This window comes from Caballeronia sp. AZ7_KS35, assembly GCF_023631045.1.
Classification (GTDB): domain Bacteria; phylum Pseudomonadota; class Gammaproteobacteria; order Burkholderiales; family Burkholderiaceae; genus Caballeronia; species Caballeronia zhejiangensis.
In genome coordinates, this window is sequence record NZ_JALQDV010000020.1 from 1 (window position 1) to 24,797 (window position 24,797).

The 24,797-nt window shown below is 62.1% G+C and carries 32 protein-coding genes and 1 tRNA gene; 1 reads left to right on the top strand and 32 read right to left on the bottom strand.

The features are described 5' to 3' along the window. Positions 1-270 precede the first annotated feature (270 nt). The 7 genes from NCT05_RS15085 to NCT05_RS15115 form a co-directional block, all read right to left on the bottom strand. A tRNA-Thr gene (locus tag NCT05_RS15085) sits at positions 271-346 on the bottom strand. A gap of 18 nt (positions 347-364) precedes the next feature. Beyond that, positions 365-847, bottom strand: coding sequence for a ClpXP protease specificity-enhancing factor (locus tag NCT05_RS15090; RefSeq protein WP_008344157.1), 483 nt, complete (start codon positions 845-847; stop codon positions 365-367). Between the two features lie 63 nt (positions 848-910). Beyond that, positions 911-1,522, bottom strand: coding sequence for a glutathione S-transferase N-terminal domain-containing protein (locus NCT05_RS15095; RefSeq protein ID WP_008344155.1), 612 nt, complete (start codon positions 1,520-1,522; stop codon positions 911-913). Between the two features lie 93 nt (positions 1,523-1,615). Next, positions 1,616-2,371, bottom strand: coding sequence for a cytochrome c1 (locus tag NCT05_RS15100; protein WP_008344153.1), 756 nt, complete (start codon positions 2,369-2,371; stop codon positions 1,616-1,618). 23 nt (positions 2,372-2,394) lie between these two features. Beyond that, positions 2,395-3,777 carry a cytochrome b gene (locus NCT05_RS15105; RefSeq protein WP_175983058.1) on the bottom strand — a complete coding sequence of 461 codons (1,383 nt, stop codon included), beginning with the start codon at positions 3,775-3,777 and terminating at the stop codon, positions 2,395-2,397. Then, positions 3,778-4,398, bottom strand: a complete 621-nt coding sequence (gene petA / locus NCT05_RS15110; RefSeq protein WP_008344151.1) for a ubiquinol-cytochrome c reductase iron-sulfur subunit — start codon at positions 4,396-4,398, stop codon at positions 3,778-3,780. It abuts the gene before it with no gap. A gap of 218 nt (positions 4,399-4,616) precedes the next feature. Next, positions 4,617-5,363, bottom strand: a complete 747-nt coding sequence (locus NCT05_RS15115; protein WP_008344150.1) for a Nif3-like dinuclear metal center hexameric protein — start codon at positions 5,361-5,363, stop codon at positions 4,617-4,619. 20 nt (positions 5,364-5,383) lie between these two features. On the opposite strand from NCT05_RS15115, the gene NCT05_RS15120 reads away from it, so the two are divergent. Next, complete coding sequence (locus NCT05_RS15120; RefSeq protein ID WP_008344149.1) at positions 5,384-6,601, top strand: S1C family serine protease; 1,218 nt, start codon at positions 5,384-5,386, stop codon at positions 6,599-6,601. 97 nt (positions 6,602-6,698) lie between these two features. Here NCT05_RS15120 and tatC read toward each other — a convergent pair whose 3' ends face one another. The 25 genes from tatC to NCT05_RS15245 all read right to left on the bottom strand — a co-directional run bounded on the left by tatC (position 6,699) and on the right by NCT05_RS15245 (position 24,727). Next, positions 6,699-7,475 (bottom strand): twin-arginine translocase subunit TatC, encoded by a 777-nt coding sequence (gene tatC, locus NCT05_RS15125; protein WP_008344148.1) that lies wholly within the window; start codon positions 7,473-7,475, stop codon positions 6,699-6,701. Positions 7,476-7,519: 44 nt separating this feature from the next. Then, positions 7,520-8,047: a Sec-independent protein translocase protein TatB gene (tatB, locus tag NCT05_RS15130; protein WP_008344147.1), complete on the bottom strand. Its 528-nt coding sequence runs from the start codon at positions 8,045-8,047 to the stop codon at positions 7,520-7,522. A 36-nt stretch (positions 8,048-8,083) separates the two neighbouring features. Continuing rightward, positions 8,084-8,320 carry a Sec-independent protein translocase subunit TatA gene (gene tatA / locus NCT05_RS15135; RefSeq protein ID WP_008344146.1) on the bottom strand — a complete coding sequence of 79 codons (237 nt, stop codon included), beginning with the start codon at positions 8,318-8,320 and terminating at the stop codon, positions 8,084-8,086. A 155-nt stretch (positions 8,321-8,475) separates the two neighbouring features. Further along, positions 8,476-8,838 carry a histidine triad nucleotide-binding protein gene (locus tag NCT05_RS15140; protein ID WP_008344145.1) on the bottom strand — a complete coding sequence of 121 codons (363 nt, stop codon included), beginning with the start codon at positions 8,836-8,838 and terminating at the stop codon, positions 8,476-8,478. A 30-nt stretch (positions 8,839-8,868) separates the two neighbouring features. Next, the gene (locus NCT05_RS15145) at positions 8,869-9,261 is read right to left on the bottom strand and encodes a DUF4870 family protein (RefSeq protein ID WP_008344144.1); all 393 of its coding nucleotides are present in this window, start codon (positions 9,259-9,261) and stop codon (positions 8,869-8,871) included. Between the two features lie 32 nt (positions 9,262-9,293). Then, positions 9,294-9,662: a phosphoribosyl-ATP diphosphatase gene (locus NCT05_RS15150; RefSeq protein ID WP_008344143.1), complete on the bottom strand. Its 369-nt coding sequence runs from the start codon at positions 9,660-9,662 to the stop codon at positions 9,294-9,296. Continuing rightward, complete coding sequence (gene hisI / locus NCT05_RS15155) at positions 9,659-10,051, bottom strand: phosphoribosyl-AMP cyclohydrolase (RefSeq protein ID WP_174447750.1); 393 nt, start codon at positions 10,049-10,051, stop codon at positions 9,659-9,661. Before hisI ends, NCT05_RS15150 begins: the two co-directional genes overlap by 4 nt. A gap of 16 nt (positions 10,052-10,067) precedes the next feature. Then, positions 10,068-10,841, bottom strand: a complete 774-nt coding sequence (hisF, locus tag NCT05_RS15160) for an imidazole glycerol phosphate synthase subunit HisF (RefSeq protein WP_008344141.1) — start codon at positions 10,839-10,841, stop codon at positions 10,068-10,070. 77 nt (positions 10,842-10,918) lie between these two features. Next, positions 10,919-11,671, bottom strand: a complete 753-nt coding sequence (gene hisA, locus NCT05_RS15165; RefSeq protein WP_008344140.1) for a 1-(5-phosphoribosyl)-5-[(5-phosphoribosylamino)methylideneamino]imidazole-4-carboxamide isomerase — start codon at positions 11,669-11,671, stop codon at positions 10,919-10,921. 152 nt (positions 11,672-11,823) lie between these two features. Then, a complete protein-coding gene (hisH, locus tag NCT05_RS15170; RefSeq protein ID WP_008344139.1) occupies positions 11,824-12,465 on the bottom strand; it encodes an imidazole glycerol phosphate synthase subunit HisH in 642 nt (213 codons plus the stop codon). Then, positions 12,462-13,082 carry a YchE family NAAT transporter gene (locus NCT05_RS15175; protein ID WP_008344137.1) on the bottom strand — a complete coding sequence of 207 codons (621 nt, stop codon included), beginning with the start codon at positions 13,080-13,082 and terminating at the stop codon, positions 12,462-12,464. Before NCT05_RS15175 ends, hisH begins: the two co-directional genes overlap by 4 nt. Positions 13,083-13,123: 41 nt before the next feature. After that, a complete protein-coding gene (hisB, locus tag NCT05_RS15180; RefSeq protein ID WP_244807661.1) occupies positions 13,124-13,711 on the bottom strand; it encodes an imidazoleglycerol-phosphate dehydratase HisB in 588 nt (195 codons plus the stop codon). A gap of 16 nt (positions 13,712-13,727) precedes the next feature. Beyond that, entirely contained in the window at positions 13,728-14,804 is a 1,077-nt protein-coding gene (gene hisC / locus NCT05_RS15185; RefSeq protein ID WP_250502661.1) for a histidinol-phosphate transaminase, read from the bottom strand. A gap of 75 nt (positions 14,805-14,879) precedes the next feature. Beyond that, a complete protein-coding gene (gene hisD, locus NCT05_RS15190; RefSeq protein ID WP_008344133.1) occupies positions 14,880-16,202 on the bottom strand; it encodes a histidinol dehydrogenase in 1,323 nt (440 codons plus the stop codon). 46 nt (positions 16,203-16,248) lie between these two features. After that, a complete protein-coding gene (hisG, locus tag NCT05_RS15195) occupies positions 16,249-16,941 on the bottom strand; it encodes an ATP phosphoribosyltransferase (protein ID WP_008344130.1) in 693 nt (230 codons plus the stop codon). Further along, complete coding sequence (murA, locus tag NCT05_RS15200; RefSeq protein WP_008344128.1) at positions 16,938-18,209, bottom strand: UDP-N-acetylglucosamine 1-carboxyvinyltransferase; 1,272 nt, start codon at positions 18,207-18,209, stop codon at positions 16,938-16,940. Before murA ends, hisG begins: the two co-directional genes overlap by 4 nt. A gap of 151 nt (positions 18,210-18,360) precedes the next feature. Next, on the bottom strand, positions 18,361-18,600 hold the full coding sequence (locus NCT05_RS15205; RefSeq protein ID WP_008344127.1) for a BolA family protein: 240 nt from the start codon (positions 18,598-18,600) through the stop codon (positions 18,361-18,363). 20 nt (positions 18,601-18,620) lie between these two features. Beyond that, positions 18,621-19,376, bottom strand: a complete 756-nt coding sequence (locus NCT05_RS15210) for an ABC transporter permease (RefSeq protein WP_008344126.1) — start codon at positions 19,374-19,376, stop codon at positions 18,621-18,623. Beyond that, positions 19,373-20,299, bottom strand: a complete 927-nt coding sequence (locus NCT05_RS15215; protein ID WP_008344124.1) for an ABC transporter ATP-binding protein — start codon at positions 20,297-20,299, stop codon at positions 19,373-19,375. The genes NCT05_RS15210 and NCT05_RS15215 overlap by 4 nt, the downstream gene beginning before the upstream one ends. Before the next feature lie 198 nt (positions 20,300-20,497). After that, positions 20,498-20,785 carry an STAS domain-containing protein gene (locus NCT05_RS15220; protein ID WP_081851876.1) on the bottom strand — a complete coding sequence of 96 codons (288 nt, stop codon included), beginning with the start codon at positions 20,783-20,785 and terminating at the stop codon, positions 20,498-20,500. Continuing rightward, positions 20,782-21,411 (bottom strand): MlaC/ttg2D family ABC transporter substrate-binding protein, encoded by a 630-nt coding sequence (locus NCT05_RS15225; protein WP_008344118.1) that lies wholly within the window; start codon positions 21,409-21,411, stop codon positions 20,782-20,784. The genes NCT05_RS15220 and NCT05_RS15225 overlap by 4 nt, the downstream gene beginning before the upstream one ends. Positions 21,412-21,535: 124 nt before the next feature. Further along, positions 21,536-22,438 (bottom strand): MlaA family lipoprotein, encoded by a 903-nt coding sequence (locus NCT05_RS15230; RefSeq protein WP_008344117.1) that lies wholly within the window; start codon positions 22,436-22,438, stop codon positions 21,536-21,538. Between the two features lie 10 nt (positions 22,439-22,448). Next, complete coding sequence (gene mlaD / locus NCT05_RS15235; protein WP_250502662.1) at positions 22,449-23,054, bottom strand: outer membrane lipid asymmetry maintenance protein MlaD; 606 nt, start codon at positions 23,052-23,054, stop codon at positions 22,449-22,451. Positions 23,055-23,147: 93 nt separating this feature from the next. Continuing rightward, entirely contained in the window at positions 23,148-23,915 is a 768-nt protein-coding gene (mlaE, locus tag NCT05_RS15240; protein ID WP_008344114.1) for a lipid asymmetry maintenance ABC transporter permease subunit MlaE, read from the bottom strand. Then, the gene (locus NCT05_RS15245; RefSeq protein ID WP_008344112.1) at positions 23,912-24,727 is read right to left on the bottom strand and encodes an ABC transporter ATP-binding protein; all 816 of its coding nucleotides are present in this window, start codon (positions 24,725-24,727) and stop codon (positions 23,912-23,914) included. The genes mlaE and NCT05_RS15245 overlap by 4 nt, the downstream gene beginning before the upstream one ends. Positions 24,728-24,797: the final 70 nt, after the last annotated feature.

Here is a 24,797-nt window from a genome sequence, read left to right on the forward strand (position 1 = left end):
CTATTGCCGATTCCGAAGAACCAGCCGCACTCGCCATCAAGCGCCCACACTTATCGGCTGTTAGTTTTTAAAGAGCACATCGCAAGACAAGCCTTACTTCAACTTCCGTCTTGCGTCGCTGCATCAGCAGCAGAGAAACGAGATTATGAAGAACGTTTCGGTTCGTGTCAACAAGTTTTTGAAACGTTTCTTATCGATTCGACCTACTCGTCTTACCGACTCAAAGCAAACGGGTCGTGCGGACATCGCACGACCCGTCGACATAAGTCTTGGTGCCGGCTGCAGGACTCGAACCCGCCACCTGATGATTACAAATCAACTGCTCTACCAGATGAGCTAAGCCGGCGAAGCACGGAATTCTACTTCATTTAACGACTTTGAGGTGAGACCTCGCAGGCGATTTCGAATCGTCATCCGCTGCAGTTTGCGCATCCTCTTTCGGCGCGGTGTCTGCGGGTTCCTCGATCTGCCGCGTATCGCGCTCGGCCGATCGCGCGCCCACGGGAGCGCTCGTCAAATCCGAGCCGGAATGCGACTGCTCGACCGGGAACGCCATCCCCTGTCCGTTCTCGCGTGCGTAGATAGCGAGCACGTTCGCGACCTGCACTTCGATCTTGTGTGACTTGCCGGAGAAACGCGCGCTGAACTCGATCCACTCGTTGCCCATCTGCAACTGGCTCGTCGCCTCGAAACTGATGTTCAACACGATCTCGTCGTTGCGGACGAACTGGCGCGGCACGCGCGTAGCCGCATCGACCCGAACGGCGATGTGAGGCGTAAAACCATTGTCCGTGCACCATTCGTACAGTGCGCGCAACAAATACGGCTTGGTGGAAATTTCTTGCATCAACTTTCCTCTGTCGGAATGCGGCCGCGCAAACGCGCGCCGCCGCGTCCCAACGCACTCAAACTATCGACGCATCACCTTTTCGGAAGGCGTCAGCGCTTCAATATAGGCCGGACGGCTGAAAATCCGCTCAGCGTACTTCATCAACGGTGCTGCGTTCTTCGACAGTTCGATGCCGTAGTGATCCAGACGCCACAGCAGCGGCGCAATCGCGACGTCGAGCATCGAGAACTCCTCGCCCAGCATGTACTTGTTCTTCAGGAAGATCGGGGCGAGCTGCGTGAGGCGATCGCGGATCGCGCTGCGCGCCTTCTCGTGATTCTTCTCGGCGGCCTTGCCCTTTTCGTTTTCGAGCGTGCCGACGTGAACGAACAGTTCCTTTTCGAAGTTCAGCAGGAACAGGCGTGCGCGGGCGCGCTGCACCGGATCGGCCGGCATGAGTTGCGGATGCGGGAAACGCTCGTCGATATATTCGTTAATGATATTCGACTCGTACAGGATCAGGTCGCGCTCGACGAGGATCGGGACCTGTCCGTAAGGGTTCATCACCGCGATGTCTTCCGGCTTGTTGAACAGGTCAACGTCGCGAATCTCGAAATCCATGCCCTTTTCGAACAACACCAGCCGGCAGCGCTGGGAGAAGGGGCAAGTAGTGCCGGAATACAGAACCATCATGTTTTTAAAGTTCCTTCAGTAAACTCGAAGGGCCGGCCGCGGCGTTTCCTCGCGGAAAACGCCGTCGCGCCGACCCACGCCTTCGAAGGCGCGCTATTTGATATCTTTCCAGTATGCCGCGTTCAGGCGCCACGCGAGGAAGCTCAAGAACGCCAGGAACAGCAAAACCCAGACGCCGAGCCGCTTGCGCGTCTGCTGCGCGGGTTCCGCCATCCACGACATGTACGAAACGAGATCGGCCACAGTTGAATCATAATCCACGGACGACATGGCACCAGGTGTAACCTGAGTGTAACCGACGAATCTTCGTACCTTTTCGCCCGTCTTTTCGTCCGTATCGGTCTCGAATTTCGCGTCCCGGACGCCTTGGAGCGTCCAAAGCACGTGCGGCATGCCGACGTTTTCGTAGACGCGATTATTCCAGCCGGTCGGCCGCGTCGGATCGTGATAGAAACTCCGCAGGTACGTGTAGAGCCAGTCCCTGCCGCGCGCCCGCGCTTCGACGGACAGATCCGGCGGCGACGCACCGAACCACGCTTTCGCATCTTCCGGGCGCATCGCGATCGACATCGTGTTGCCGACCTTGTCCGTAGTAAAGAGCAGATTCTCTCGAATCTGCTTCTCGCTGATGCCGATATCGGTCAGCCGGTTGTACCGCATCAACGTCGCGCTGTGGCAATTCAGGCAGTAGTTTACAAAAACTTGTGCGCCGTGCTGCAAGGACGCGAGATTGTCCGAACTGTCGGGCGCCCGATCGAGCACCGCTTCTTCCTGCGCGAACGCCGGCGGTGCGCAGAACGAGAGCATCGCCGCACCGATCATCGCTATTGTAGAGAGCCATTTTTTCATCGTATTCGTCTCCGGACGTGCGCTCAGTGAGGTTTGTAGTGCACTCGCTCAGGCGGCGTCTTGAATTTGCCGCGCGGCGTCCAGAAAGGCATGCCGAGGAAGAACGCGAAGTAGATCAGCGCGCAGATCTGCGCGATCAGCGTCGCGGCCGGCGATGGCGGTCGCGTGCCCAGGAAGCCGAGCATCAGGAACGCGAACACGAATATCGCGTAGAAGACCTTGTGAAAGAGCGGCCGATAGCGAATCGACTTCACCGGACTGCGGTCCAGCCAGGGCAGGAAGAACAGCGACACGACCGCCGTGCCCATCACGACGACGCCCCAGAACTTCGACTCCGTCAGCGCCATGAAAATCAGCACGAGCACAGCGAGCACCGGCAGGCCGAGCTTCCATTTCCCGCGCGCCTTGACGAGCGCGAGCACGCCGAGCAGCGCGATCACGATCATCAGCACGATCTTGAACGGATCGGTCGTCGCGCGAAGCATCGCGTAGAACGCGGTGAAGTACCACACCGGCGCGATTTCCGGCGGCGTCTGCAACGGATTGGCCGGCACGAAGTTGTTGGCTTCGAGGAAATAGCCGCCCATTTCCGGCGCGAAAAAGATGATCGCCGCGAAGATCAGCAGGAACACGCACACGCCCATGAAGTCGTGCACCGAGTAGTACGGATGAAACGGAATGCCGTCGAGCGGAATGCCGTTCGCGTCCTTCTTCGCCTTGATCTCGACGCCGTCCGGATTGTTCGAGCCGACTTCGTGCAGCGCGACGAGGTGCGCGACCACGAGTCCGATCAGCACGAGCGGAATCGCGATGACATGGAACGCGAAGAAGCGGTTCAGCGTGACATCGGAGACGACGTAATCGCCGCGAATCCACAGCGACAGATCCGGACCGATGAACGGAATCGCCGAGAACAGGTTGACGATGACCTGCGCGCCCCAGAACGACATCTGCCCCCACGGCAGCAGATAGCCGAAGAACGCTTCGGCCATGAGGCACAGGAAGATCGCGCAACCGAAGATCCACACGAGTTCGCGCGGCTTGCGATACGACCCGTACATCAGCCCGCGGAACATGTGCAGATACACGACGACGAAGAACATCGACGCGCCCGTCGAATGCATGTAGCGAATGAGCCAGCCCCACGGCACCTCGCGCATGATGTACTCGACCGAGGCGAACGCGAGCGTCGCATCGGGCTTGTAGTTCATCGTGAGGAAAATACCGGTGACGATCTGATTCACCAGCACCAGCAACGCGAGCGAGCCGAAGAAGTACCAGAAGTTGAAGTTCTTCGGCGCGTAATACTCGGATACGTGTTTCTTCCAGGTCGAGGTCAGCGGAAACCGGCGATCGATCCAACCGGTCAGGCCCGTTGTCTCTACTTCCTTGTCTGCGGTCGCCATTTACGCCTCTCCCTTTTCGTCCTTGCCGATCACGAGTTGCGTCGCGGAAGTGAACATGAACGGTGGAATGTCCAGGTTCTGCGGCGCGGGCTTGTTCTTGAAGACGCGGCCGGCCATGTCATAGGTCGAGCCGTGGCACGGGCAAAGGAAGCCGCCCGGCCAGTTATCGGGGAGATTGGGTTGGGGACCCTCGGTGAAACGCGGCGTCGGCGTGCAGCCCAGATGCGTGCACACGGCAACCGCCACGAAAATGTTCTTGTGATCCGCGCGCGAACGATACTCGTTGTTGCAGTACTCGGGCAACGGCATCGAGAATTCCATCTTCGACTTCGGGTCGGCTACTTCGTTGTCGGCCTTCTTGACGTCGGCCAGCATTTCGTCGGTGCGATTCACGATCCACACCGGCTTGCCGCGCCAGGCGACGGTCATCATGTCGCCCGGCTTCAGTCCGCTGATATCGACCTCGACAGGCGCGCCCGCCGCCTTGGCCTTCTCCGATGGAGCAAACGAACCTACAAAGGGAACTACGGTTGCCACTGCTCCGAAACCACCTGCTGCGGTCGTCGCAATCAGCCAGGTACGGCGGCCGCCGTCGACGCGTTTTTCATCCTTGTCTCGCATCACACGCCCCACTTCTGAGTTGGATTTATACCGTCACATCAGTTGTTCCGCCGTTAGTGTGCGCGAATGGAGTTGGCATTTACAAGGGCTGACTAGCAAAAATCACTCGAAGTGATTGATGCTTCAGGGTTTTCCCCACGTTTTTCGCGCAACATCGTGAAGCGTTCATTTAAGGCAACCGCAAGCGCAGATAATCGCGCCCACAGCTTAATCGGTCATTAAACCGGATTATCGATATCGATAAAAAGATGCTCGATATCGAATTGCTCGGACAGATGCGCGCCCACGGCCTGCACGCCGTAGCGCTCCGTCGCGTGATGCCCGGCCGCGATGTACGCCACGCCCGATTCCGCCGCGATATGCATGGTTTGCTCCGAGACTTCGCCGCTCAGATACACGTCCGCGCCCGCCGCGATGGCCTCTTCGAAGTAACCTTGTGCGCCGCCCGTGCACCACGCCACGCGGCGCAATTCCTTGTCTGTGTCGCCGAACACGAGCGGCTTCCTGCCGAGCGCGTTCTCGACCATCGCGCTGAAGTGCTCGAGCGGGAGCGGCATGCCGAGCGTCGCGATCCAGCCGAGATCCTGATTCGCGAAGCGCGCGTCCGCGATCAGTCCGAGGCGTGCGCCGATCTGCGCGTTGTTGCCGAGTTCCGGATGCGAGTCGAGCGGAAGATGATAGGCGAAGAGATTGATGTCGTTGGCAATCAGCGTGCGCAATCTTCGATGCTTGCGCCCGGTGATCTGCGGCGCCTCATTGCGCCAGAAGTAGCCGTGATGCACGAGCACCGTGTCCGCGCCCCACTCCAGCGCGGCTTCGAGAAAGGCTTGCGAGGCGGTCACGCCGGTTGCGATCTTCTGCACGCGGCGCGCGCCTTCAACCTGCAGACCGTTCGGGCAATAGTCCTTGAAGCGGCCGATTTCCAGCAGATTGTTCAGATACAATTCGAGTTCGATCCGATCCATGAATTCCTCTATCCCTTCAAATGCTTAGACGCTTCTGGCTATTTTTTGCCCAAGCGGTCACCGTGCTTTTGGCCCTGATGTTCATCATCGCGACCTTGAAGCCGCAGTGGCTTCAACGTCAGGGTCAATTCGGCAAGCAGCTTGCCGAGCCGATCGTCGCGTTGCAGGAAGTGGCGCCGAGCATCGGCTCGCGCCCCGTTCAGTCGTCCTTTTCGGAAGGCGCGCAAAAGGCGATGCCGGCCGTCGTGAACGTGTTCTCCAGCAAGGACGGCAATCTGCCGCCCGACCCGCGCGCGAAAGACCCGCTGTTCCGCTACTTCTTCGGCGACAAGAACAAGCGCAAGAGCGACGAGCCGCCCGCGTCGAATCTCGGCTCCGGTGTCATCGTCAGCTCGGAAGGTTACATTCTAACGAACCAGCATGTCGTCGACGGGGCGGATCAAATCGAAGTCGCGCTCGCCGATGGTCGCACGTCCAGCGCGAAAGTGATCGGCGTCGATCCGGAAACCGACCTCGCCGTGCTGAAGATCAACATGACCAACCTGCCGACCATCACGCTCGGGCGAATGGATCAGACGCGCGTCGGCGATGTCGTGCTCGCGATCGGCAATCCGTTCGGCGTCGGCCAGACGGTCACGATGGGCATCGTCAGCGCGCTCGGGCGCAATCACCTCGGCATCAACACGTTCGAGAACTTCATCCAGACCGACGCCGCCATCAACCCCGGCAATTCGGGCGGTGCGCTGGTCGACGTGAACGGCAACCTGCTGGGCATCAACACGGCGATCTATTCGCGCAGCGGCGGCTCGCTCGGCATCGGCTTCGCGATTCCCGTGTCGACCGCGCGCAGCGTGCTGGAAAGCATCATCACGACGGGCAGCGTGACGCGCGGCTGGATCGGCGTCGAACCGCAGGACGTGACGCCGGAGATCGCCGAATCGTTCGGGCTGGATCAGAAGTCCGGCGCGATTGTCGCGGGCGTGCTGCAGGGCGGCCCGGCGGACAAGGCGGGCATCAAGCCGGGCGATATCCTCGTGTCGATCAACGACGACACGATCACCGACACGACGCGCCTGCTCAACGTCGTCGCGCAGATCAAGCCGGGCACGTCGGTGAAGGTCCATCTGATGCGCAAGAACAAGGAACTGGATCTCAACGTGATGATCGGCAAGCGCCCCGCGCCGCCGCGCGCACCGCAAATGCCGGATGACGATCAAGGCGATCAGGGCGACGAGTAAAACGCGACGTCCGTAAAACGAAAAGGCAGCTTCGATGGCTCGAAGCTGCCTTTTTCTTATCTCGAACACTCGCTCTGGCGCGACAATACGCCGCACTTTACTCCGCCGCCGGCTCCTCGTTCTTGACCTGTTCCTTGCCGACGACGAGCCGCGCCGCGATGATCCCCGCTTCATAAAGAATGACGAGGGGAATCGCGAGAATGAGTTGCGAGAAAACGTCGGGCGGCGTGACGACCGCGGAAATGATGAACGCGCCGACGATCACGTAAGGACGAATCTGCTTGAGCTTTTGAATCGACACGACGCCCATGCGCGCAAGCAGCACGACGACGATCGGCACCTCGAACGTCACGCCGAACGCGATGAACATCGTCAGCACGAAGCTCAGGTAATTGTCGATATCCGTGGTCATCTCCGCGCCGAGCGGCGCGTTGTAGTGCGCCATCACGCGGAAGATGGTCGGGAACACGACGAAGTACGCGAACGCCATGCCGCACAGAAAAAGCGTATAGCTGCTGAAAACGAGCGGCCCGACGAGCTTCTTTTCATGCTGATACAAACCCGGCGCGACGAACGCCCAGACCTGATACAGCACGAAGGGCAGCGCGATCACGAAGGCGACGAGCATCGTGACTTTCATCGGCACGAAGAACGAGCCGGTGACGTCCGTGACGATCATCTTGCCGTCCGCGGGCAGGTTCTGCATCAGCGGACGCGCCAGCAGCTTGAAGATGTCCGGCGCCCAATACACAAGCGCGATGAACACGACGATGACCGATGCGCCCGCGCGGATGATGCGGTCGCGCAATTCGACCAGATGCGAAATGAACGTCTCTTCGACGGGCTCTTCTTTAGTGTGTTGCGGGTCGCTCACGCCGGCCCTCGGTAGAAATCATCGATGAAGGAATCGCGGCACGCTCAGAAGAACTTCGTCTGCCGGCGCAGGGTGGCGGGCGTGTGGCGAGCGACGCGCGCCGCGCCCGATTGAACCCGCGTGCGACGCGAGGTCGTGCGCTTGTACCAGTTGGGAATCGCCGCCTGCTTCACGCGCCAGTTCTTGCGCCGGGTCGACGTCGATGAAGACGTAGCGGCCCAGGGCTTGTCCGACGCGGCGCTGTCCGCTGAATCAGCGCCGCCAGCGATGCTCGGCGCGACCGACGTGCCGTCTTTCCAGGCATCGTTCAGCTCGGATTCGTGGCGCTTCAGCGTGTCGTGAATCGTCGATTCGACATTCGACGCCGCGTTTTCGAACTCGGTCCGCATTTTCTTCAGCTCATCGAGTTCCATCTCGCGCGCGACTTCCGATTTGACGTCGTTGATATAGCGCTGCGCGCGCCCGAAGAGCGCCCCCGCCGTACGTGCGACGCCGGGCAGGCGCTCCGGCCCGAGGACCACCAGCGCCACGACGCCGATGACCGCCATTTTGGTCAGACCGAGATCGAGCATTGAACGAAAAGTGGAGAGTTACCGTCGGCAGACGGATCAGCGATAGTCGCCCGAGCGCGACTTGTCTTTCGCCTCGACGTCCACGGCGCCGTTACGCGGCAGTTCGCGCTGATCGGCCGAATTCGCCGGCGTGTCGCCCTCGCGCATGCCTTCCTTGAAGCCCTTCACCGCGCCGCCCAGATCGCCGCCGATATTGCGCAGCTTCTTCGTGCCGAACACGAGCGCTACGATCAGCAGAACGATCAACCAATGCCAAATGCTTAACGAACCCATGAATGAAAACTCTCCGTGATTCCGCCCCGATTTGGGTACCGATGACGGAAGATCGGCCTGGCGGCCCCGGCCGAGGCACGTCGCCTCGGCTCAACTATCGATTTTGCTCGCCCAATATTTCATTGGAAAGGAGAATGCAAACAAAGATTGCAGCATTACCCCATTCGGCGCCACGGGCGCTCGCCGGCCAGCAAATGCGCGTGGATGTGATACACCTCTTGCCCGCCGCCCGGACCGGTATTGATTACCGTTCGAAAGCCGGTGTCGCCTCCCGTGTAGGAGACACCCAGATCTTTCGCCAACCGTCCGACGAGACTCACCATTCTACCAAGTAGCGGACTGTCACTTTCTGTGCAGTGGGAAAGTGTTTCAATATGTTTGCGCGGAATGACCAGCACGTGCACCGGCGCGGCAGGATTGATGTCGTTGAAGGCGACGAACTCATCGTCCTCATAGACCTTCGTGCTCGGCAGTTGCCCGGAAGCGATCTTGCAGAAAATGCAGTTGTCTTGACTCATTGAGTTGCCGGATTTCGTTGACGGATGTGATCAAAACCACGCGCGCGGTTCGATCGGCTTGTTCTCGTAGAGAAACAGCCAGCCTTTGATGATGCGATAAAGCGTCCAGATGCTGACCGCACCGAGAATCAGAAAGCCGATGCCGATCCAGATCGTCGCGAAACCGATCACGTGGCCCAGCACCGCCCACCAGAAGGTGCGGATCTGCCAGGTGAAGTGATCTTCGTACGGCGTGCCCGCCGCATCGCCGCGCTTGATGTAGTTGAGGATGATCGCGACCAGTCCCGTGAGACCGCCGGTCAGCCAATAGACGGCGTACAAGCCGTACAGAACATGCGTGAACGTGCGCATGTTGCGCAGGCGTTCGGGATCGTTCGCGTTCTGAACGACGGGCGGCGGATAGGGTTCATATTGCCGGTTCATTCGTGCCCTCCTTCGCTGATGCCAGACGCTCGTCAGCCGCCGTTCTGCTCACGCTCGCGCGACTTGCGCAGCGCCTTTTCCTCGATTCCCGACAGACCTTCGCGACGTTCCAGTTCCGCGACCACGTCGGCGGGGCTCAGATCGAAATGGGACAGCATGACGAGACAATGAAACCACAGATCGGCGACTTCGCCGACGAGCGCCTTCGGCGCGCCGCCATGACGGGCGTCCTTCGCGGCAAGCACGACTTCCGTCGCTTCCTCGCCGATCTTCTTCAGGACCGCATCGTCGCCCTTGTGAAAGAGTCGGGAAACGTAGGATTGTTCCGGATCGCCGCCCTTGCGACTGTCGATGACCGAGGCGAGGCGCAGCAGCGTGTCCAGCGTATTGGCTTGCGTCATTTGTAGATGCTTTCTGGGTCTTTCAGGACCGGCTCGACGGCGACCCACTCGCCGTTCTCCGCCGTGCCTTCGAATTTCTGGAAAAAACAGGAATGGCGGCCGGTGTGGCACGCGATGCCCGAAACCTGCTCGACCTTGAGCAGCACGACGTCTTCGTCGCAATCGAGGCGCACGTCGTGAACGTGCTGAACGTGGCCCGACTCTTCTCCCTTGAACCACAGGCGCTGCCGCGAGCGCGAGAAATACACCGCGCGCTTCAGTTCGATGGTCTTTGCGAGCGCCTCGCGATTCATCCACGCGAACATGAGCACGTCGTTGGTCGATGCTTCCTGCGCGATCACCGGCACGAGGCCGTTCGCGTCCCACTTGACTTTGTCGAGCCAGATCATCTGATCGCTCACGGTTTCAAGTCCTCACCGAAATGCCGTGATCGGCCATGAAGCGCTTCGCTTCGCCGACGGTGTGCTCGCCGTAGTGGAAGATGCTCGCGGCAAGCACCGCGTCCGCGTGACCTTCGACGATGCCATCCGCCAGATGCTGCAACGATCCGACGCCGCCCGACGCGATCACCGGCACCGGCACCGCGTCCGACACGGCGCGCGTCAACGCGAGATCGAAGCCGGCTTTGGTGCCGTCACGATCCATGCTGGTGAGCAGGATTTCGCCCGCGCCGAATTCGGCCATCTTGCGCGCCCATTCGATCGCGTCGATGCCCGTCGCCTTGCGGCCGCCGTGCGTGAAGACTTCCCAGCGCGGCGTTTCGCCTTCGGCCGACACGCGTTTCGCATCGATCGCGACGACGATGCACTGCGAGCCGTGCTTGTCCGACGCGTCGCGCACGAGTTGCGGATTCGCGACCGCCGACGAATTCATGCTGATCTTGTCCGCGCCCGCGTTGAGCAGACGCCGCACGTCTTCGACCGCGCGCACGCCGCCGCCGACCGTCAGCGGAATGAACACCTGCGACGCCACCGATTCGATGATCGGCAGAATGAGATCGCGTTGATCGGAAGTCGCGGTGATATCGAGGAACGTGAGTTCGTCGGCGCCCTGATCGTCGTAACGCCGCGCGATTTCGACGGGATCGCCCGCGTCGCGCAGTTCGACGAAATTGACGCCCTTCACGACGCGGCCGGCGGTTACGTCGAGACAGGGAATGATGCGTTTTGCGAGAGCCATGTTCTTGCCACTTACGGAGTAAGGGCGGCGCCGCGGCCGCCCGGAGTGCTGCTCAGATGTGCTCGCGCGCGGGCGTATCAGGCGCCGTCGGCCTCGCGCAGCGCGTCGGCGCGGGTCTGGGCGGCCTTGAAATCGAGATCGCCGGAGTAGATCGCGCGGCCGCAGATCACGCCTTCGATGCCTTCGTCCTCGACTTCGCAGAGCGATTCGATGTCCGCGATGCTCGACAGCCCGCCGCTCGCAATCACCGGAATCTTCACCGCCCGCGCGAGACGCACGGTTGCTTCGAGGTTGAGGCCCTGAAGCATGCCGTCACGGCCGATGTCCGTGTAGATGATCGATTCGCAGCCGTAGTCTTCGAACTTGCGGCCGAGATCGACGACCTCGTGACCCGTGAGCTTGCTCCAGCCGTCCGTCGCGACCTTGCCGTCCTTCGCGTCCAGCCCGACGATGATGTGTCCCCCGAACGCGCTGCACGCGTCCTGCAAGAAGCCCGGATTCTTCACCGCCGCCGTGCCGATGATGATGTACGACAGGCCGTCGTCCAGATAGCGCTCGATGGTTTCCAGATCGCGGATGCCGCCGCCCAACTGCACGGGAATCTCGCTGCCGACTTCATCGAGGATGGCGCGGATCGCGTCGCCGTTTCTGGGCTTGCCGGCGAACGCGCCGTTCAGATCGACCAGATGCAATCGCCGTGCGCCGCGATCGACCCAATGTCGGGCCATGGCCGCCGGATCCTCTGAAAAAATGGTCGCCTGGTCCATATCGCCCTGCTTGAGGCGCACGCACTGACCGTCCTTAAGATCGATGGCCGGAATGAGCAGCATAGGTATCGCGTATTTTCTGGGTGAAGTTGATCAAAACGGCGCGCGTGCGGTCTTTCGTGCCTGTGCCGCGGGCCGTCTCGCTAGTGTAGTACAAGTCTTGCAACGGTCATGCGCCCGTAGTAATAGGCGAAAACGCTAGCGGGCACGGTATTTCACGGGTTCCAGTGCACGAAATTGCGATAGAGACGCAATCCTGCGTCCGCGCTCTTTTCGGGGTGGAATTGGGTGGCGAAGATATTGTCGCGCGCAACCGCCGACGTGAACGCGCTGCCGTACACGGTTTCGCCGGATGTGTGAGCCGGATTGTCCGGCACCACGTAGTAGCTGTGGACGAAGTAGAAGAACGCGCCGTCCGCGACGCCGTCCCAGACCGGATGCGCCTGTGTCTGACGCACGCGATTCCAGCCCATTTGCGGCACCTTGAAGCGCGAGCCGTCGTCCTGCAGCAGACCGTCGAGCTGGAAGCGCACGACCTTGCCGGGCAGAAGACCGAGGCCCTTCGTGTCGCCTTCCTCGCTCCAGTCGAAGAGCATCTGCTCGCCGACGCACACGCCGAGCATCGGCTTTTCGCGCGCCGCCTGCATCACCGCTTCCTGCAAACCGGATTCGGCGAGATGCCCCATGCAGTCGCGCATCGCGCCCTGGCCCGGCAGCACGACGCGATCCGCCGCGTGAATGCCTTGCGGCTGATCGACGATCGCCACGTTCGCTTCGGGTGCAGCCTTCTTCAGCGCCTGGTAGACCGAGCGCAGGTTGCCCATTCCGTAATCAACAATCGCAATCGAAGTATTCATTTCAAAGATGGCATCAAGGCCTTCAACCCGTCGACGATGAACTCCACCGCCAATGCGGACAACATCAAACCCATGAGACGCGTGCCGATGTTGATTCCCGTGCGCCCGACGACGCGCGCGATCGGCTCGGCGAGATTCAGCGCGCCGAAGCACAGCCCCGCGATGATCGCGCCCAGCACGACGAGCCCGAAGCGGTCGTACCAGTGTTGCGCATTCGCAGCATAGACGATCACCGTGCTGATCGAGCCGGGACCGGTGAGCAGCGGAATCGCGAGCGGCACGACCGCGATGCTATTGCGCTCCTCGGCTTCCATGCGTTCTTCCGGCGTCGAACGCGCATTGCCGACCTGCGCGTTCAACATGCTGATCGCCATGAGCAGCATGATGATGCCGCCGCCCACTTCGAACGACCCGACCGAAATCCCGAAGAACGCGATGATCTGCTGGCCGAGCAGCGCCGTCACCGCGATCACGCAGAAGACTGAAATCGAAGCGACGCGAATCGTGTTGCGTCTTTCGAGATCGGATTGCTGCGAGGTCAGGCTGAGAAAAAACGGTATCGCGCCGATCGGGTTGATCAGCGCGAGCAATGAGATAAACGACTTGAACAAATCCATCTTTTTTCCGGCGCAGCAACGCGCCGAACCGGTCAGTCGGCTTAGAGACTGCCTTTGGTCGACGGAATCTGCCCCGCCGCGCGCTCGTCGACTTCGCACGCCATGCGCAGCGCGCGGCCGAACGCCTTGAACACGGTTTCGACCTGATGATGCGCGTTGATGCCGCGCAGGTTGTCGATATGCAGCGTCACGCCGGCGTGATTCACGAATCCGCGGAAGAATTCGATGGTCAGATCGACGTCGAACGTGCCGATGCGCGCGCGCGTGAACGGCACATGGAACTCGAGCCCCGGACGCCCCGAAAAATCGACGACGACGCGCGACAGCGCTTCGTCGAGCGGTACGTACGAATGCCCGTAACGGCGAATGCCCTTGCGGTCGCCGATGGCCTTCGCGATGGCCATTCCGAGCGTGATGCCGGTGTCTTCTACCGTATGGTGATCGTCGATATGGAGGTCGCCATGCGCTTCGATGTCGAGATCGATGAGCCCGTGACGGGCAATCTGGTCGAGCATGTGATCGAGGAACGGGACGCCGGTGGCGAGCTTCTGCTTGCCGGTGCCGTCCAGATCGAGCTTCACACGGATCTGCGTTTCGCTGGTGTTGCGAACGACTTCCGCAATACGCATGGTGATTCCTTGAGACTTAATCGAGAGTGGGGAGCTTCTTGAGCGCGGCGATCATTTGCGCGTTTTCTTCCGCAGAGCCGACCGTCAAACGCACGCAGTTAGCCAGCAATGGGTGCATTTTACCCACGTTTTTTACCAAAACCCGCGAAGTCAGAAGGGTTTCGAAAGCAACGGCGGCGTCCGGAACGCGCACGAGCAGGAAATTGCCCGCGCTCGGGAATACCGTCATGCCGGGCAGCGCCGCCACTTCGCGTGCGAGTTTCGTGCGTTGCGCGCGCAGTTCGGCCGCTTGAGCGTCGAGCACGTCGAGGTGATCGAGCAGGAAATCGGCCGTGGCCTGCGTCAGCACGTTGATGTTGTACGGCGGGCGCACCTTGTCGAACTGCGTGATCCACGAGGGCCGGCCCGCCATGTAGCCGAGACGGATGCCCGCGAGCCCGAGCTTCGAGACAGTCCGCATCACGACGACGTTGTCGAACTCCGCCGCGCGCGGCATCCAGCTTTTTTCGGCGAACGGCTGATACGCCTCGTCGATCACGACGAGACTCTTCTTCGACGCGGCGATCACGCGTTCGATGTCGGCGTCGTCGTAGAGCGTGCCGGTCGGGTTGTTCGGATACGCCAGATAGACGAGCGCCGGCGCGTGCTCATCGATGGCGGCGACGAGCGCGTCGGCGTCGAGCGTGAAGTCGGCCTTCAGCGGCACACCGATGAACTCGAGATGCGCGAATTTCGCCGACATTTCGTACATCACGAAGCCCGGCACCGGCGCGACGACCTTCGCGCCCGGCTTCGAGCACGCGACCGACATCATGCTGATGAGCTCGTCCGAACCGTTGCCGAGCAGCACGTCGCAGGCGTCGGGCACGTTCATGGTGCGCTTGATCTTGGCGAGCAATTCCGCCGGACGCGGCGCGGGATAACGGTTCAGCGCGACGCCCGCGAGATGCTCGCCCAATGCTTTGGCGAGGTCGACGGGCAGCGTGTAGGGATTTTCCATCGCGTCGAGCTTGATGAGGCCCGTGGCATCGGGCACGGGATAGCTCGTCATCGCGAGGACGTCGGGTCGGATGATGTCTTGTGATGTCGTCATGTTTTCCCGGCGTCTCTCTCGCCGGTTCGGGTGGCGGCTCTCAGGCCGCCTCGTTCATTCGGGCCGGTTTTCGCTTCAGCCGACTTTTTTCATCCGGTATTCGGCGCTCTTCGCGTGCGCCTGCAGGCCTTCGCCGTACGCCAGTTCCGCCGCGATTTCGCCGAGCGTCTGCGCGCCGTCCGCGCTCACTTCGATCACGCTCGAACGCTTCATGAAGTCGTAGACGCCGAGCGGCGACGAGAAGCGCGCGGTGCGCGACGTCGGCAATACGTGGTTCGGGCCCGCGCAGTAATCGCCGAGGCTTTCGCTCGTGTAGCGGCCGAGGAACATCGCGCCTGCGTTGTGAATTTGCGCGGCCCACTGATGCGGATCGAGCGCGGAAATCTCAAGATGCTCCGGCGCGATATCGTTGGCGATCGCGCACGCCTCGGCCATGTCCTTCACCTTGATGAGCGCGCCGCGATCTTCGAGCGAGCGCTGGATGACGTCGCGACGCGGCATCGCCGGCAGCAGTTCGACGATCGCGTCTTCCACGCGCTGGATGAAGTCATCGTCCGGGCACAGCAGAATGGATTGCGCGAGTTCGTCGTGCTCGGCCTGCGAGAAGAGGTCCATCGCGACCCAGCGCGGATCGGTGGTGGCGTCGCAGATCACGAGAATTTCGGACGGCCCCGCGATCATGTCGATGCCGACCGTGCCGAACACGCGCCGCTTCGCCGACGCGACATACGCGTTACCCGGACCGCAAATCTTGTCGACGGCAGGCACGCTTTGCGTGCCGTACGCGAGCGCGGCCACCGCTTGCGCGCCGCCGATCGTGAACACGCGATCCACGCCGCCGAGCAGCGCCGCCGCGAGCACCAGCGGATTCTTCACGCCATCGGGCGTCGGCACGACCATCACGATTTCCTTCACGCCCGCCACGCGCGCCGGAATCGCGTTCATCAGCACGGACGACGGATACGCCGCCTTGCCGCCCGGCACATAGATGCCCGCGCGATCGAGCGGCGTGACCTTCTGGCCGAGCACGGTGCCGTCGGCTTCGGTGTAGTGCCAGCTATGGCTGCCGCACTCGATGCGCTGCTTCTCGTGATAGCCGCGCACGCGCGCCGCCGCCGCTTCGAGCGCCGCGCGGCGCTTCGGTTCGAGCCCTTCGAGCGCGGCTTCCATCTCCGAGAGCGGTAGTTCGAGCGCCGCGACGCTGTCCGCCTTCAGACGATCGAACTTGTTGGTGTATTCGAGCACGGCTTCGTCGCCGCGCGCCTTCACGTCCGCGAGAATCTGCGCGACCGAGCGCTCGATCGCCTCATCCTCGCTCGCTTCGAACGCGAGGACCGCACGCAGCGCCTTCTGGAAACCGTCGGCGCTGGAATCGAGTTTGCGAATCTTGATAGACATGCTGGTTTTCCGTTTTGCTGTTGGCGCGCCGCGTCGTGCGGCCCGCCTAATTTCCCTTGCTGACCGTCGCGCGCTCGAACGCGTCGAGGAACGGCTTGAGCGCCGCGCGCTTCAGCTTCAGCGCCGCCTGATTCACGACGAGGCGCGAGGAAATCTGCATGATCTCTTCGACTTCGACGAGATTGTTCGCCCGCAGCGTGCCGCCCGAGCTGACCAGATCGACGATCGCATCGGCCAGGCCGACGAGCGGCGCGAGTTCCATCGATCCGTACAGCTTGATCAGATCGACGTGCACGCCCTTCGCCGCGAAATGCTGACGCGCGGTTTCCGTGTACTTCGTCGCGACCTTCAGACGCGCGCCCTGGCGCACCGCGCTCGCATAGTCGAACCCGTTCTTCACGGCCACCGACATACGGCAGCGCGCGATATCGAGATCGACCGGCTGATACAGGCCGCTGCCGCCGTGCTCGATCAGCACGTCCTTACCCGCGACGCCGAAATCGGCCGCGCCGTACTCGACGTAAGTCGGCACATCGGTCGCGCGCACGATGATCACGCGCAGATTCGGATTCGTCGTCGGAAGGATCAGTTTGCGCGAGCTTTCCGGATCTTCGGCCACCTGCACGCCCGCGGCGGCGAGCAGCGGCAGCGTCTCCTCGAAGATACGCCCTTTCGACAACGCGAGCGTGAGGGGCGCGCTCGGCTGCACCGACGACGACGTCTGCGGCAGCGAACTCATTGCTCGCTCCCGCTGCCCTTGATGCGGCGCACGTTCGCGCCGACCGCCGTCAGCTTCGATTCCATGCGGTCGTAGCCGCGATCCAGATGGTAGATGCGGTCGATCAGCGTTTCGCCGTCCGCGCACATCGCCGCGATCACGAGACTCGCCGACGCGCGCAGATCGGTCGCCATGACCTTCGCGCCGGACAGCTTCTCGACGCCGGCGATGAGCGCCGTGTTGCCGTCGATGGTGATGCTCGCGCCCAGACGATTCAGCTCCTGAACGTGCATGAAGCGGTTCTCGAAGATCGTCTCGACGACTTGCGAGGTGCCCTTCGCGATCGTGTTGAGCGCCATGAACTGCGCCTGCATGTCGGTCGGGAACGCGGGGTATTCGGACGTGCGGATATTCACCGCCTCGGCGCGCTTGCCCATACGCACGCGCATCCAGTCGTCGCCTTCCTCGATCGTCACGCCGGCTTCGCGCAGCTTCGCCGTCACGGCGTCGAGCAGATGCGAGCTCACGCGACGCAGCGTGACGTCGCCGCCCGCGGCCGCGACCGCGCACAGGAACGTGCCCGCTTCAATGCGGTCCGGCACGACGTCGTGCTTCGCGCCGTGCAGCTTGTCGACGCCCTGAATCACGAGACGGTCGGTGCCGATGCCGTCGATCTTCGCGCCCATCTTCACGAGCAGATGCGCGAGGTCGCTCACTTCGGGTTCGCGCGCGGCGTTCTCGATGACCGTCTCGCCGTCGGCCAGCACCGCCGCCATCAGCAGGTTCTCGGTGCCGGTGACGGTGATCATGTCGGTGATGATGCGCGCGCCCTTCAGACGCTTCGCGCGCGCTTCGATGAAGCCGTGCTCGATGTTGATCTCGGCGCCCATCGCCTGCAGGCCCTTGATGTGCTGATCGACCGGACGCGCGCCGATCGCGCAGCCGCCGGGCAGCGACACCTTCGCTTCGCCGAAGCGCGCGACGAGCGGACCGAGCACGAGAATCGACGCGCGCATCGTCTTGACCATTTCGTACGGCGCGACGAGCTTGTCGACCTTCGACGCGTTGAGGTTCACGCGCCCGTCGCCGGACACTTCGGACTGCACGCCCATCTGGCGCAACAGCTTGACCATCGTGCGAACGTCCTGAAGATTCGGCACGTTCGACAGATGGACGTCGTCGGCGGTGAGAAGGCTTGCGCAAAGAATCGGCAGCGCCGCGTTCTTCGCACCCGAAACGGTGATTTCGCCGGAGAGCTTCGCGCCTCCCGTGATGACCAGTTTATCCATGGCTTGTCCTTCGACCGAGCTGCCTGCGGTGCCCTTTTCAGCGCCGCCGTTGTCTTGAATGAATCGCACTCTTTACTGCCTTTGTCTTTCCGGTGATGCCGGTGTTACGTGTGTTGAGTCGTATGACCTGATTTGGCTTCGCCGGGTGGACTCAGGCCGATTTCCACTCGTCGGGGGTCAGGGTCTTCATGCTGAGTGCATGAATCTCCTGTTTCATGCGCTCGCCGAGCGCCGCATAAACCAGTTGATGACGCGCGATCAGCCGCTTGCCGACGAACGCGTCGCTCACGATGGTCGCGAAAAAATGCTGGCCGTCGCCCTCCACTTCCAAATGCTGGCAAGCGAGGCCTTTGGCGATGTAATCCTTCACCTGCTCCGGAGTCGGCAACATGGTGGAAGTCTCCTTGAGAATTAGTGACGCAGCTTGTAGCCGCTCGCGAGCAGTCGCACGGCGATCAACGCCAGCACGGCCAAAAATCCGCCGACGATGCCGAGGCTCATCAACGGATTCACGTCGGACAGGCCGAAGAAGCCATAGCGAAAGCCGTCGATCATGTAGAAGAACGGGTTCAGATGCGACACCGCGCGCCACACGGGCGGCAGCGTATGTGTCGAGTAGAACACGCCTGAAAGAAACGTGAGCGGCATGATGAGGAAGTTCTGGAACGCGGCCAGCTGGTCGAACTTGTCGGCCCAGATGCCCGCGATCAGACCCAGCGTGCCGAGAATGCCCGAACCGAGGATCGCGAACGCAATGATGTAGAGCGGCGCGGAAAACGACATCGGGATGAACCATATCGTCACGACGAACACGCCGAAGCCGACGCACAGGCCGCGCACGACCGACGCCAGCACATACGCAAAGAACATCTCCCAATGCGCGATCGGCGGCAGCAGCACGAACACCAGATTGCCGGTGATCTTCGACTGGATCAGCGACGACGAACTGTTCGCGAACGCGTTCTGCAGCACGCTCATCATCACGAGGCCGGGCACGAGAAAACTCGTATAACCGACGCCGGGATACACCTCGACGCGGCCGGAAAGCGCATGACCGAAGATCGTCAGGTACAGAAGCGCCGTCACGATCGGCGCGAGGACCGTCTGAAACGAAACCTTCCAGAAGCGCAGCAGCTCCTTGTAGAACAACGTCTGGAAGCCGCTCATGAAAGTCCCTCGACCACTTCCGGCTCGTTCATCACCTGCACGAACACGTCTTCCAGATCCGCCTTGCGCACTTCGATTTCATCGAACGTGCAGCCGGCCGCGCGGCATTTCGCGAGAATCGGCTCGACGTCGTCATAGCTCGCGAGACGCAGCAGATGTTGCGCGCCCATCACCGCGTGCGGATCGACTTCGAGCGCGCGCAAGTCCGCCGGCAACGCGCCGTTCGACAGACGCAGATACAGTTGCATGCCCGAAAAGCGCTGCAGCAGCGTGCTCGTGCGTTCGAGGGCGACGACTTCGCCGCGACGAAGCATCGCGAGCCGATGACACAGCGACTCGGCTTCTTCGAGATAGTGCGTCGTCAGGACGATCGTGTGGCCCTCGCGATTCAGGCGCGAGATGAATTTCCAGAGTGTCTGACGCAGTTCGACATCGACGCCGGCGGTGGGCTCGTCGAGCACGATCACCGGCGGCCGATGCACGAGCGCCTGCGCCACGAGCACGCGGCGCTTCATCCCGCCCGAGAGGGCGCGCGTGTTGACGTCGGCTTTCTCGGTGAGATCGAGATTGGCCATGACCTCGTCGATCCAGTCGTCGTTGTTGCGCAAGCCGAAATAGCCCGACTGGATGCGCAACGACTCGCGCACGGTGAAGAATGGATCGAACACCAGTTCCTGCGGCACGACGCCGAGCGCACGGCGCGCGGCCCGGAAGTCGCTGACGACATCGTGGCCACGCACGGAGATCGTGCCGCTATCGGCGCGCGCCAGACCGGCCAGAATGCTGATCAACGTGGTTTTGCCCGCACCGTTGGGGCCGAGCAAGCCGAAGAACTCGCCCTCTTCCACCGTGAGGCTCACGCCTTTGAGCGCCTGGAGATCCTTGTAGCGCTTCCTGACGTTTCGGATTTCTATGGCTGACATGGACAGTGCGCGCGCCTCGTGCGGCCGCGCCTCGATTGTGCGGACTTTCGCCTGACGTTCCCTTCCTCAGACAAAAAGGGCCGGGAGCGGCTGCGAAAAAAACGTTTGATTATAGGGCAAAGCCGTTGGAGCCGACTTCGGAGCGATCCTGATTGCGGCGACGCAGCGCCGCCGCTTCTGCGCGGAGTCAGAACAGGATCAATGTCGGAACGAGAGGAGCGTATCGACGCCATAGGCTCGCGCAAGACTGACGAGCCCGGAAGGAAGATTGACGACGCCGAGCGCGGCGCCGCGCGCGGTGGCTGCGCGCTGCCATGCGAGCAGCACGGCGAGCGCGGAAGAATCGAACTGCGTGAGCGGCGCGCAATCGACTTCGGTCGCGCCCGCAGCGATGCGCGACAGACCCGCTTCGAGCGCGGCCTTCGCGCTCTCGTGGGTCAGCGTCGCGGCCGTCTGAAAACGGCCGCCTGTGGCTGGCGTGCTCACGATGCCTTGCCGCTCGCGAGTTGCTCGTTACGCTGCGTCAGGAACTGCAGCAAGCCGCTCACGCCATTGCGCGAAATCTGCTCGTTGAATTGCTGCTGATACGCCTGGATCAGCCACGCGCCGAGCACGTTGATGTCGTACACGCGCCAGCCTTGCGCCGTCTTGTACAGGCGATAGTCGAGCTCGACCGGCGAGCCGTTGTTCATCACGACCGAGCGGACAACGACGTCGGTGTCGTCCGGATTGGCGCGGAACGGCTTGTATTGAACCGTCTGGTCGCGCACTTGCGCGAGCGCGCCGGAATACGTGCGGATCAGGAGCATCTTGAACTGCTCGACGATCTGCTTCTGCTGTTCGGGCGTCGCCGAATTCCAGTTGCGGCCCATCACGAGACGCGTCGTGCGCGTGAAATCCGTGTACGGCAGGATCTTTTGATTGACGAGCTCGGTGATCTTGTTGATGTCGCCCGAGCGGATCTTCGAGTCCGACTTGATTTCGTCGAGGACTTGTTGCGTGACCGTCTTGATCATCGTGTCGGGCGAGCTCGTATCGACGCTTTGCGCCGACGCTGTGCCACAAAACGCGACGAACATCGCGAAGATGGGAAGAAGCAAGAATTTTTTCATCACGGACCCTGCAAAAGTAGATGCTCCGGTTTGAGCGCGCCGCCCGATTCGAGTTCAGGCGACGCGGCATCCAAAGCGTAAGAAATATCGTTAGATATGTTACCGCGCGTTAGCGACAGGCCGCTCAACGCAAGCGGAATGAAGGGAAACCCGGCGGCGCGCGCGGCGGAACATACTGGTTGCCCGGCACGGTGTTGGCGCTACCGCTCGCCGGTGCGGGTGCCGCCGCCGTACCCGAAGCCGCCGATGCGGCCGCGGCAGGCGCCGCCGTCGCCGATGCGCCTTCCGTGCCTTCATCGCCGTAATTCGGCAGCGGCGCTTCGCCGTAGTCCGGCATGCTGCCGTCGCCGCCCGAAATCAGATACTGACGACGCTGCAAGTATGCGTTTCGGACGAACGAATACTTGTCGAGCGCGGCATCGGCGAGCACGTCGGTCGCCCCCAGAAGATTCGCGCGCACGTTGACGAGGTTCACGCCATAGAGCGCCCAGCTCACCGAATCCGGGCTCACGTAGGTGAGCGGATTGCCGAAATAGTCGACCACGAGTCCGGCGGAATCTCGCACCGTGCTCGGCCCGAGCAGCGGCAGCACCACGTACGGACCGGACGGCACGCCATAGTGGCCGAGCGTCAGCCCGAAATCGCCGGAATGCTTCGGCAGCCGCGCGATGGTCGCGACGTCGAACAGGCCGCCGACGCCGAACAGCGTGTTGATCGCGACGCGCATGATGTCCGACACGCCGTCCGCAATTTTCAGTTGCGCCAGATTGTTCGCGGCGATGTACACGTCGCCGATATTCGAGAAGAAGTTGGTCACGCTGTTGCGCACCGGCTCCGGTACGAGCCACACGTAACCCTTCGCCACCGGCTTCACCGCGTACTGATCAACAGTGTCGTTGATCGTGAACATCGTCCGGTTATAGCTCTCGAATGGGTCCCCTTTGGTCGGCGTCGTCACCGTCGCGCAACCGGTGAGCGCAACGACGCCCGCCACCATGATTGCGCGCCGCATCCCAATCGCCTGCATGTTCTTCTCCTTATTGAGCGGCGGCCGATGCGGCGCTCGCACCTGCCGCACCTGCCGCGCCCGCCGCACCCGATGCGCCCATCGCGCTCGCCGCGCCCGGGAAAGCCGGCGCGGGTGCGGGCTCGGGCACAGCCGGCGCCCCCGACGATTTCGAGGCGCCCGAATCCGCCGCCTTGTTGTAGAGGAACTGGCCGATCAGGTTTTCGAGCACCACGGCCGATTGCGTCATCGTGATGGTGTCGCCGTTCTTGAGCATCTGATCGTCGCCGCCCGGCTCGAGGCCGATGTATTGCTCGCCGAGCAAGCCGGAAGTCAGGATCTTCGCGGACGAATCCTTCGGAAACTGATACTGCTTGTCGATATCGATCGTTACCACGGCCTGATACGTGTTCGCATCGAAGCCGATGCTGCCGACGCGCCCGACCGTCACGCCCGCGCTCTTCACGGGCGCGCGCGCCTTCAGTCCGCCGATGTTGTCGAACTTCAGTTTCACCGCGTAGGTTTGCTGGAACGACAGGGAGCTCATGTTGCCCGCCTTCAGCGCGAGAAAGAGCAGCGCCACGAAACCGAGCACCACGAAGAGGCCGACCCAAAAGTCGAGAGCAGTCTTTTTCATCGTCTTCCCAAAGAGAATCTTTTCGCAGATGGCGCGTGACGGTCTGTGCCCTTCACAACGCCTGCGCCTCGTGCGGCGCCTGCGCTTGGTTCATTAGCTGAACATCAGTGCGGTGAGCAGGAAATCGAGCCCGAGCACGGCGAGCGACGCATATACGACCGTTTTCGTCGTCGCGCGCGACACGCCTTCGGGCGTTGGCCGTGCTTCGTAGCCCTGGAACAACGCGATGAACGTCACCGCGAAGCCGAACACGATGCTCTTGATGACGCCGTTCCCGACATCACGCCACACGTCCACGCCGCCTTGCATCTGCGACCAGAACGCGCCCGGATCGACGCCGATCAGCATCACGCCGACGACATAGCCGCCGATGATGCCGACCGCGCTGAAAATGGCCGCCAGCACCGGCATGGCGACGATGCCCGCCCACATGCGCGGCGCGACGACCACCTTGAGCGGATCGACCGCCATCATTTCCATTGCGGTGAGTTGCTCGCCGGCTTTCATCAAGCCGATTTCGGCGGTCAGCGACGTGCCCGCGCGCCCCGCGAACAGTAGCGCCGTGACGACCGGCCCGAGCTCGCGCACGAGCGAGAGCGCCACCAGAAGCCCGAGCGCCTGTTCCGAACCGTAGCGGCTCAGCGTGTAATAGCCCTGCAAGCCGAGCACGAAGCCGACGAACAAACCCGACACCGCGATGATGACGAGCGAATAATTGCCGACGAAGTGGATCTGTTTCGTGACGAGGCGCGGGCGGCGCAACAGCGGAAAAAATTCGACCACGAGGCGCAGGAACATGCGCGTTGCGTAGCCTGCGGTGCCGAAACCGTCGAGCACCCAGCGTCCGAGCGCGCTGATCATGCCTGCCCTCCGATGCCGAAATCTGCGGCGAGCGGCGTGCTCGCATAGTGGAACTTGAATGGGCCGTCGGGCGTGCCGTCGATGAACTGGCGCACGGTCGGATCCTGCGATGCGCGCAGTTGCGCCGGCGTGCCTTCGGCGTGAATGCCGCCGTTCGCGATGAAATACACGTAGTCCGCGATCGCGAAGGATTCCGGTACGTCGTGCGTAACGAGAATGGACGTTGCGCCGAGCGCGTCGTTGATCGTGCGGATGAGTTGCGCCGTGATGCCGAGCGAAATGGGATCGAGGCCGGCGAACGGCTCGTCGTACATCATCAACTGGGGATCGAGCGCGATTGCGCGGGCGAGCGCCACGCGGCGCGCCATGCCGCCCGAAATCTCCGACGGCGCGAGATCGCGCGCGCCGCGCAGGCCGACCGCGTTCAGCTTCATCAGCACGAGATCGCGGATCAGCGCTTCCGGAAGGTCCGTGTGTTCGCGCAGCGGGAACGCGACGTTCTCGAACACCGTCTGGTCGGTGAACAACGCGCCGAACTGGAACAGCATGCCCATCTTCCGGCGCAGCGCGTACAGACCGTCGCGCGTCTGGGCACCGACGTCCTGTCCGTCGAACATGACTTTGCCGCGACTCGCCTTCACGAGACCGCCGACCAGACGCAAGGTCGTGGTTTTGCCGCAGCCTGAGCCGCCCATGACCGCGACCACCTGCCCACGCGTGAATCGCATGTTCAGGTTCGACAGGACGAGCCGGTCGCCGTAGCCGAAGTCGACGTCGCGTAGCTCTAGCAGAGTCTCGGAGAAAGCAGGCACTGGGTAAGAGATTCCGTTGGCGCAAGAGGCCGAATTATAGGGCCTGCGCGCAATCGGTGCTTTGCCTAGG

What these genes read in the sequence shown, in the direction of transcription:
- NCT05_RS15090 (WP_008344157.1), bottom strand. Translation starts at nt 847, where the DNA reads ATGCAAGAAATTTCCACCAAGCCGTATTTGTTGCGCGCACTGTACGAA.
- NCT05_RS15095 (WP_008344155.1), bottom strand. Translation starts at nt 1,522, where the DNA reads ATGATGGTTCTGTATTCCGGCACTACTTGCCCCTTCTCCCAGCGCTGC.
- NCT05_RS15100 (WP_008344153.1), bottom strand. Translation starts at nt 2,371, where the DNA reads ATGAAAAAATGGCTCTCTACAATAGCGATGATCGGTGCGGCGATGCTC.
- NCT05_RS15105 (WP_175983058.1), bottom strand. Translation starts at nt 3,777, where the DNA reads ATGGCGACCGCAGACAAGGAAGTAGAGACAACGGGCCTGACCGGTTGG.
- petA (WP_008344151.1), bottom strand. Translation starts at nt 4,398, where the DNA reads ATGCGAGACAAGGATGAAAAACGCGTCGACGGCGGCCGCCGTACCTGG.
- NCT05_RS15115 (WP_008344150.1), bottom strand. Translation starts at nt 5,363, where the DNA reads ATGGATCGGATCGAACTCGAATTGTATCTGAACAATCTGCTGGAAATC.
- NCT05_RS15120 (WP_008344149.1), top strand. Translation starts at nt 5,384, where the DNA reads ATGCTTAGACGCTTCTGGCTATTTTTTGCCCAAGCGGTCACCGTGCTT.
- tatB (WP_008344147.1), bottom strand. Translation starts at nt 8,047, where the DNA reads ATGCTCGATCTCGGTCTGACCAAAATGGCGGTCATCGGCGTCGTGGCG.
- tatA (WP_008344146.1), bottom strand. Translation starts at nt 8,320, where the DNA reads ATGGGTTCGTTAAGCATTTGGCATTGGTTGATCGTTCTGCTGATCGTA.
- NCT05_RS15140 (WP_008344145.1), bottom strand. Translation starts at nt 8,838, where the DNA reads ATGAGTCAAGACAACTGCATTTTCTGCAAGATCGCTTCCGGGCAACTG.
- NCT05_RS15145 (WP_008344144.1), bottom strand. Translation starts at nt 9,261, where the DNA reads ATGAACCGGCAATATGAACCCTATCCGCCGCCCGTCGTTCAGAACGCG.
- NCT05_RS15150 (WP_008344143.1), bottom strand. Translation starts at nt 9,662, where the DNA reads ATGACGCAAGCCAATACGCTGGACACGCTGCTGCGCCTCGCCTCGGTC.
- hisI (WP_174447750.1), bottom strand. Translation starts at nt 10,051, where the DNA reads ATGATCTGGCTCGACAAAGTCAAGTGGGACGCGAACGGCCTCGTGCCG.
- hisF (WP_008344141.1), bottom strand. Translation starts at nt 10,841, where the DNA reads ATGGCTCTCGCAAAACGCATCATTCCCTGTCTCGACGTAACCGCCGGC.
- hisA (WP_008344140.1), bottom strand. Translation starts at nt 11,671, where the DNA reads ATGCTGCTCATTCCGGCCATCGATCTTAAGGACGGTCAGTGCGTGCGC.
- hisH (WP_008344139.1), bottom strand. Translation starts at nt 12,465, where the DNA reads ATGAATACTTCGATTGCGATTGTTGATTACGGAATGGGCAACCTGCGC.
- NCT05_RS15175 (WP_008344137.1), bottom strand. Translation starts at nt 13,082, where the DNA reads ATGGATTTGTTCAAGTCGTTTATCTCATTGCTCGCGCTGATCAACCCG.
- hisB (WP_244807661.1), bottom strand. Translation starts at nt 13,711, where the DNA reads ATGCGTATTGCGGAAGTCGTTCGCAACACCAGCGAAACGCAGATCCGT.
- hisC (WP_250502661.1), bottom strand. Translation starts at nt 14,804, where the DNA reads ATGACGACATCACAAGACATCATCCGACCCGACGTCCTCGCGATGACG.
- hisD (WP_008344133.1), bottom strand. Translation starts at nt 16,202, where the DNA reads ATGTCTATCAAGATTCGCAAACTCGATTCCAGCGCCGACGGTTTCCAG.
- hisG (WP_008344130.1), bottom strand. Translation starts at nt 16,941, where the DNA reads ATGAGTTCGCTGCCGCAGACGTCGTCGTCGGTGCAGCCGAGCGCGCCC.
- murA (WP_008344128.1), bottom strand. Translation starts at nt 18,209, where the DNA reads ATGGATAAACTGGTCATCACGGGAGGCGCGAAGCTCTCCGGCGAAATC.
- NCT05_RS15205 (WP_008344127.1), bottom strand. Translation starts at nt 18,600, where the DNA reads ATGTTGCCGACTCCGGAGCAGGTGAAGGATTACATCGCCAAAGGCCTC.
- NCT05_RS15210 (WP_008344126.1), bottom strand. Translation starts at nt 19,376, where the DNA reads ATGAGCGGCTTCCAGACGTTGTTCTACAAGGAGCTGCTGCGCTTCTGG.
- NCT05_RS15215 (WP_008344124.1), bottom strand. Translation starts at nt 20,299, where the DNA reads ATGTCAGCCATAGAAATCCGAAACGTCAGGAAGCGCTACAAGGATCTC.
- NCT05_RS15225 (WP_008344118.1), bottom strand. Translation starts at nt 21,411, where the DNA reads ATGAAAAAATTCTTGCTTCTTCCCATCTTCGCGATGTTCGTCGCGTTT.
- NCT05_RS15230 (WP_008344117.1), bottom strand. Translation starts at nt 22,438, where the DNA reads ATGCAGGCGATTGGGATGCGGCGCGCAATCATGGTGGCGGGCGTCGTT.
- mlaD (WP_250502662.1), bottom strand. Translation starts at nt 23,054, where the DNA reads ATGAAAAAGACTGCTCTCGACTTTTGGGTCGGCCTCTTCGTGGTGCTC.
- mlaE (WP_008344114.1), bottom strand. Translation starts at nt 23,915, where the DNA reads ATGATCAGCGCGCTCGGACGCTGGGTGCTCGACGGTTTCGGCACCGCA.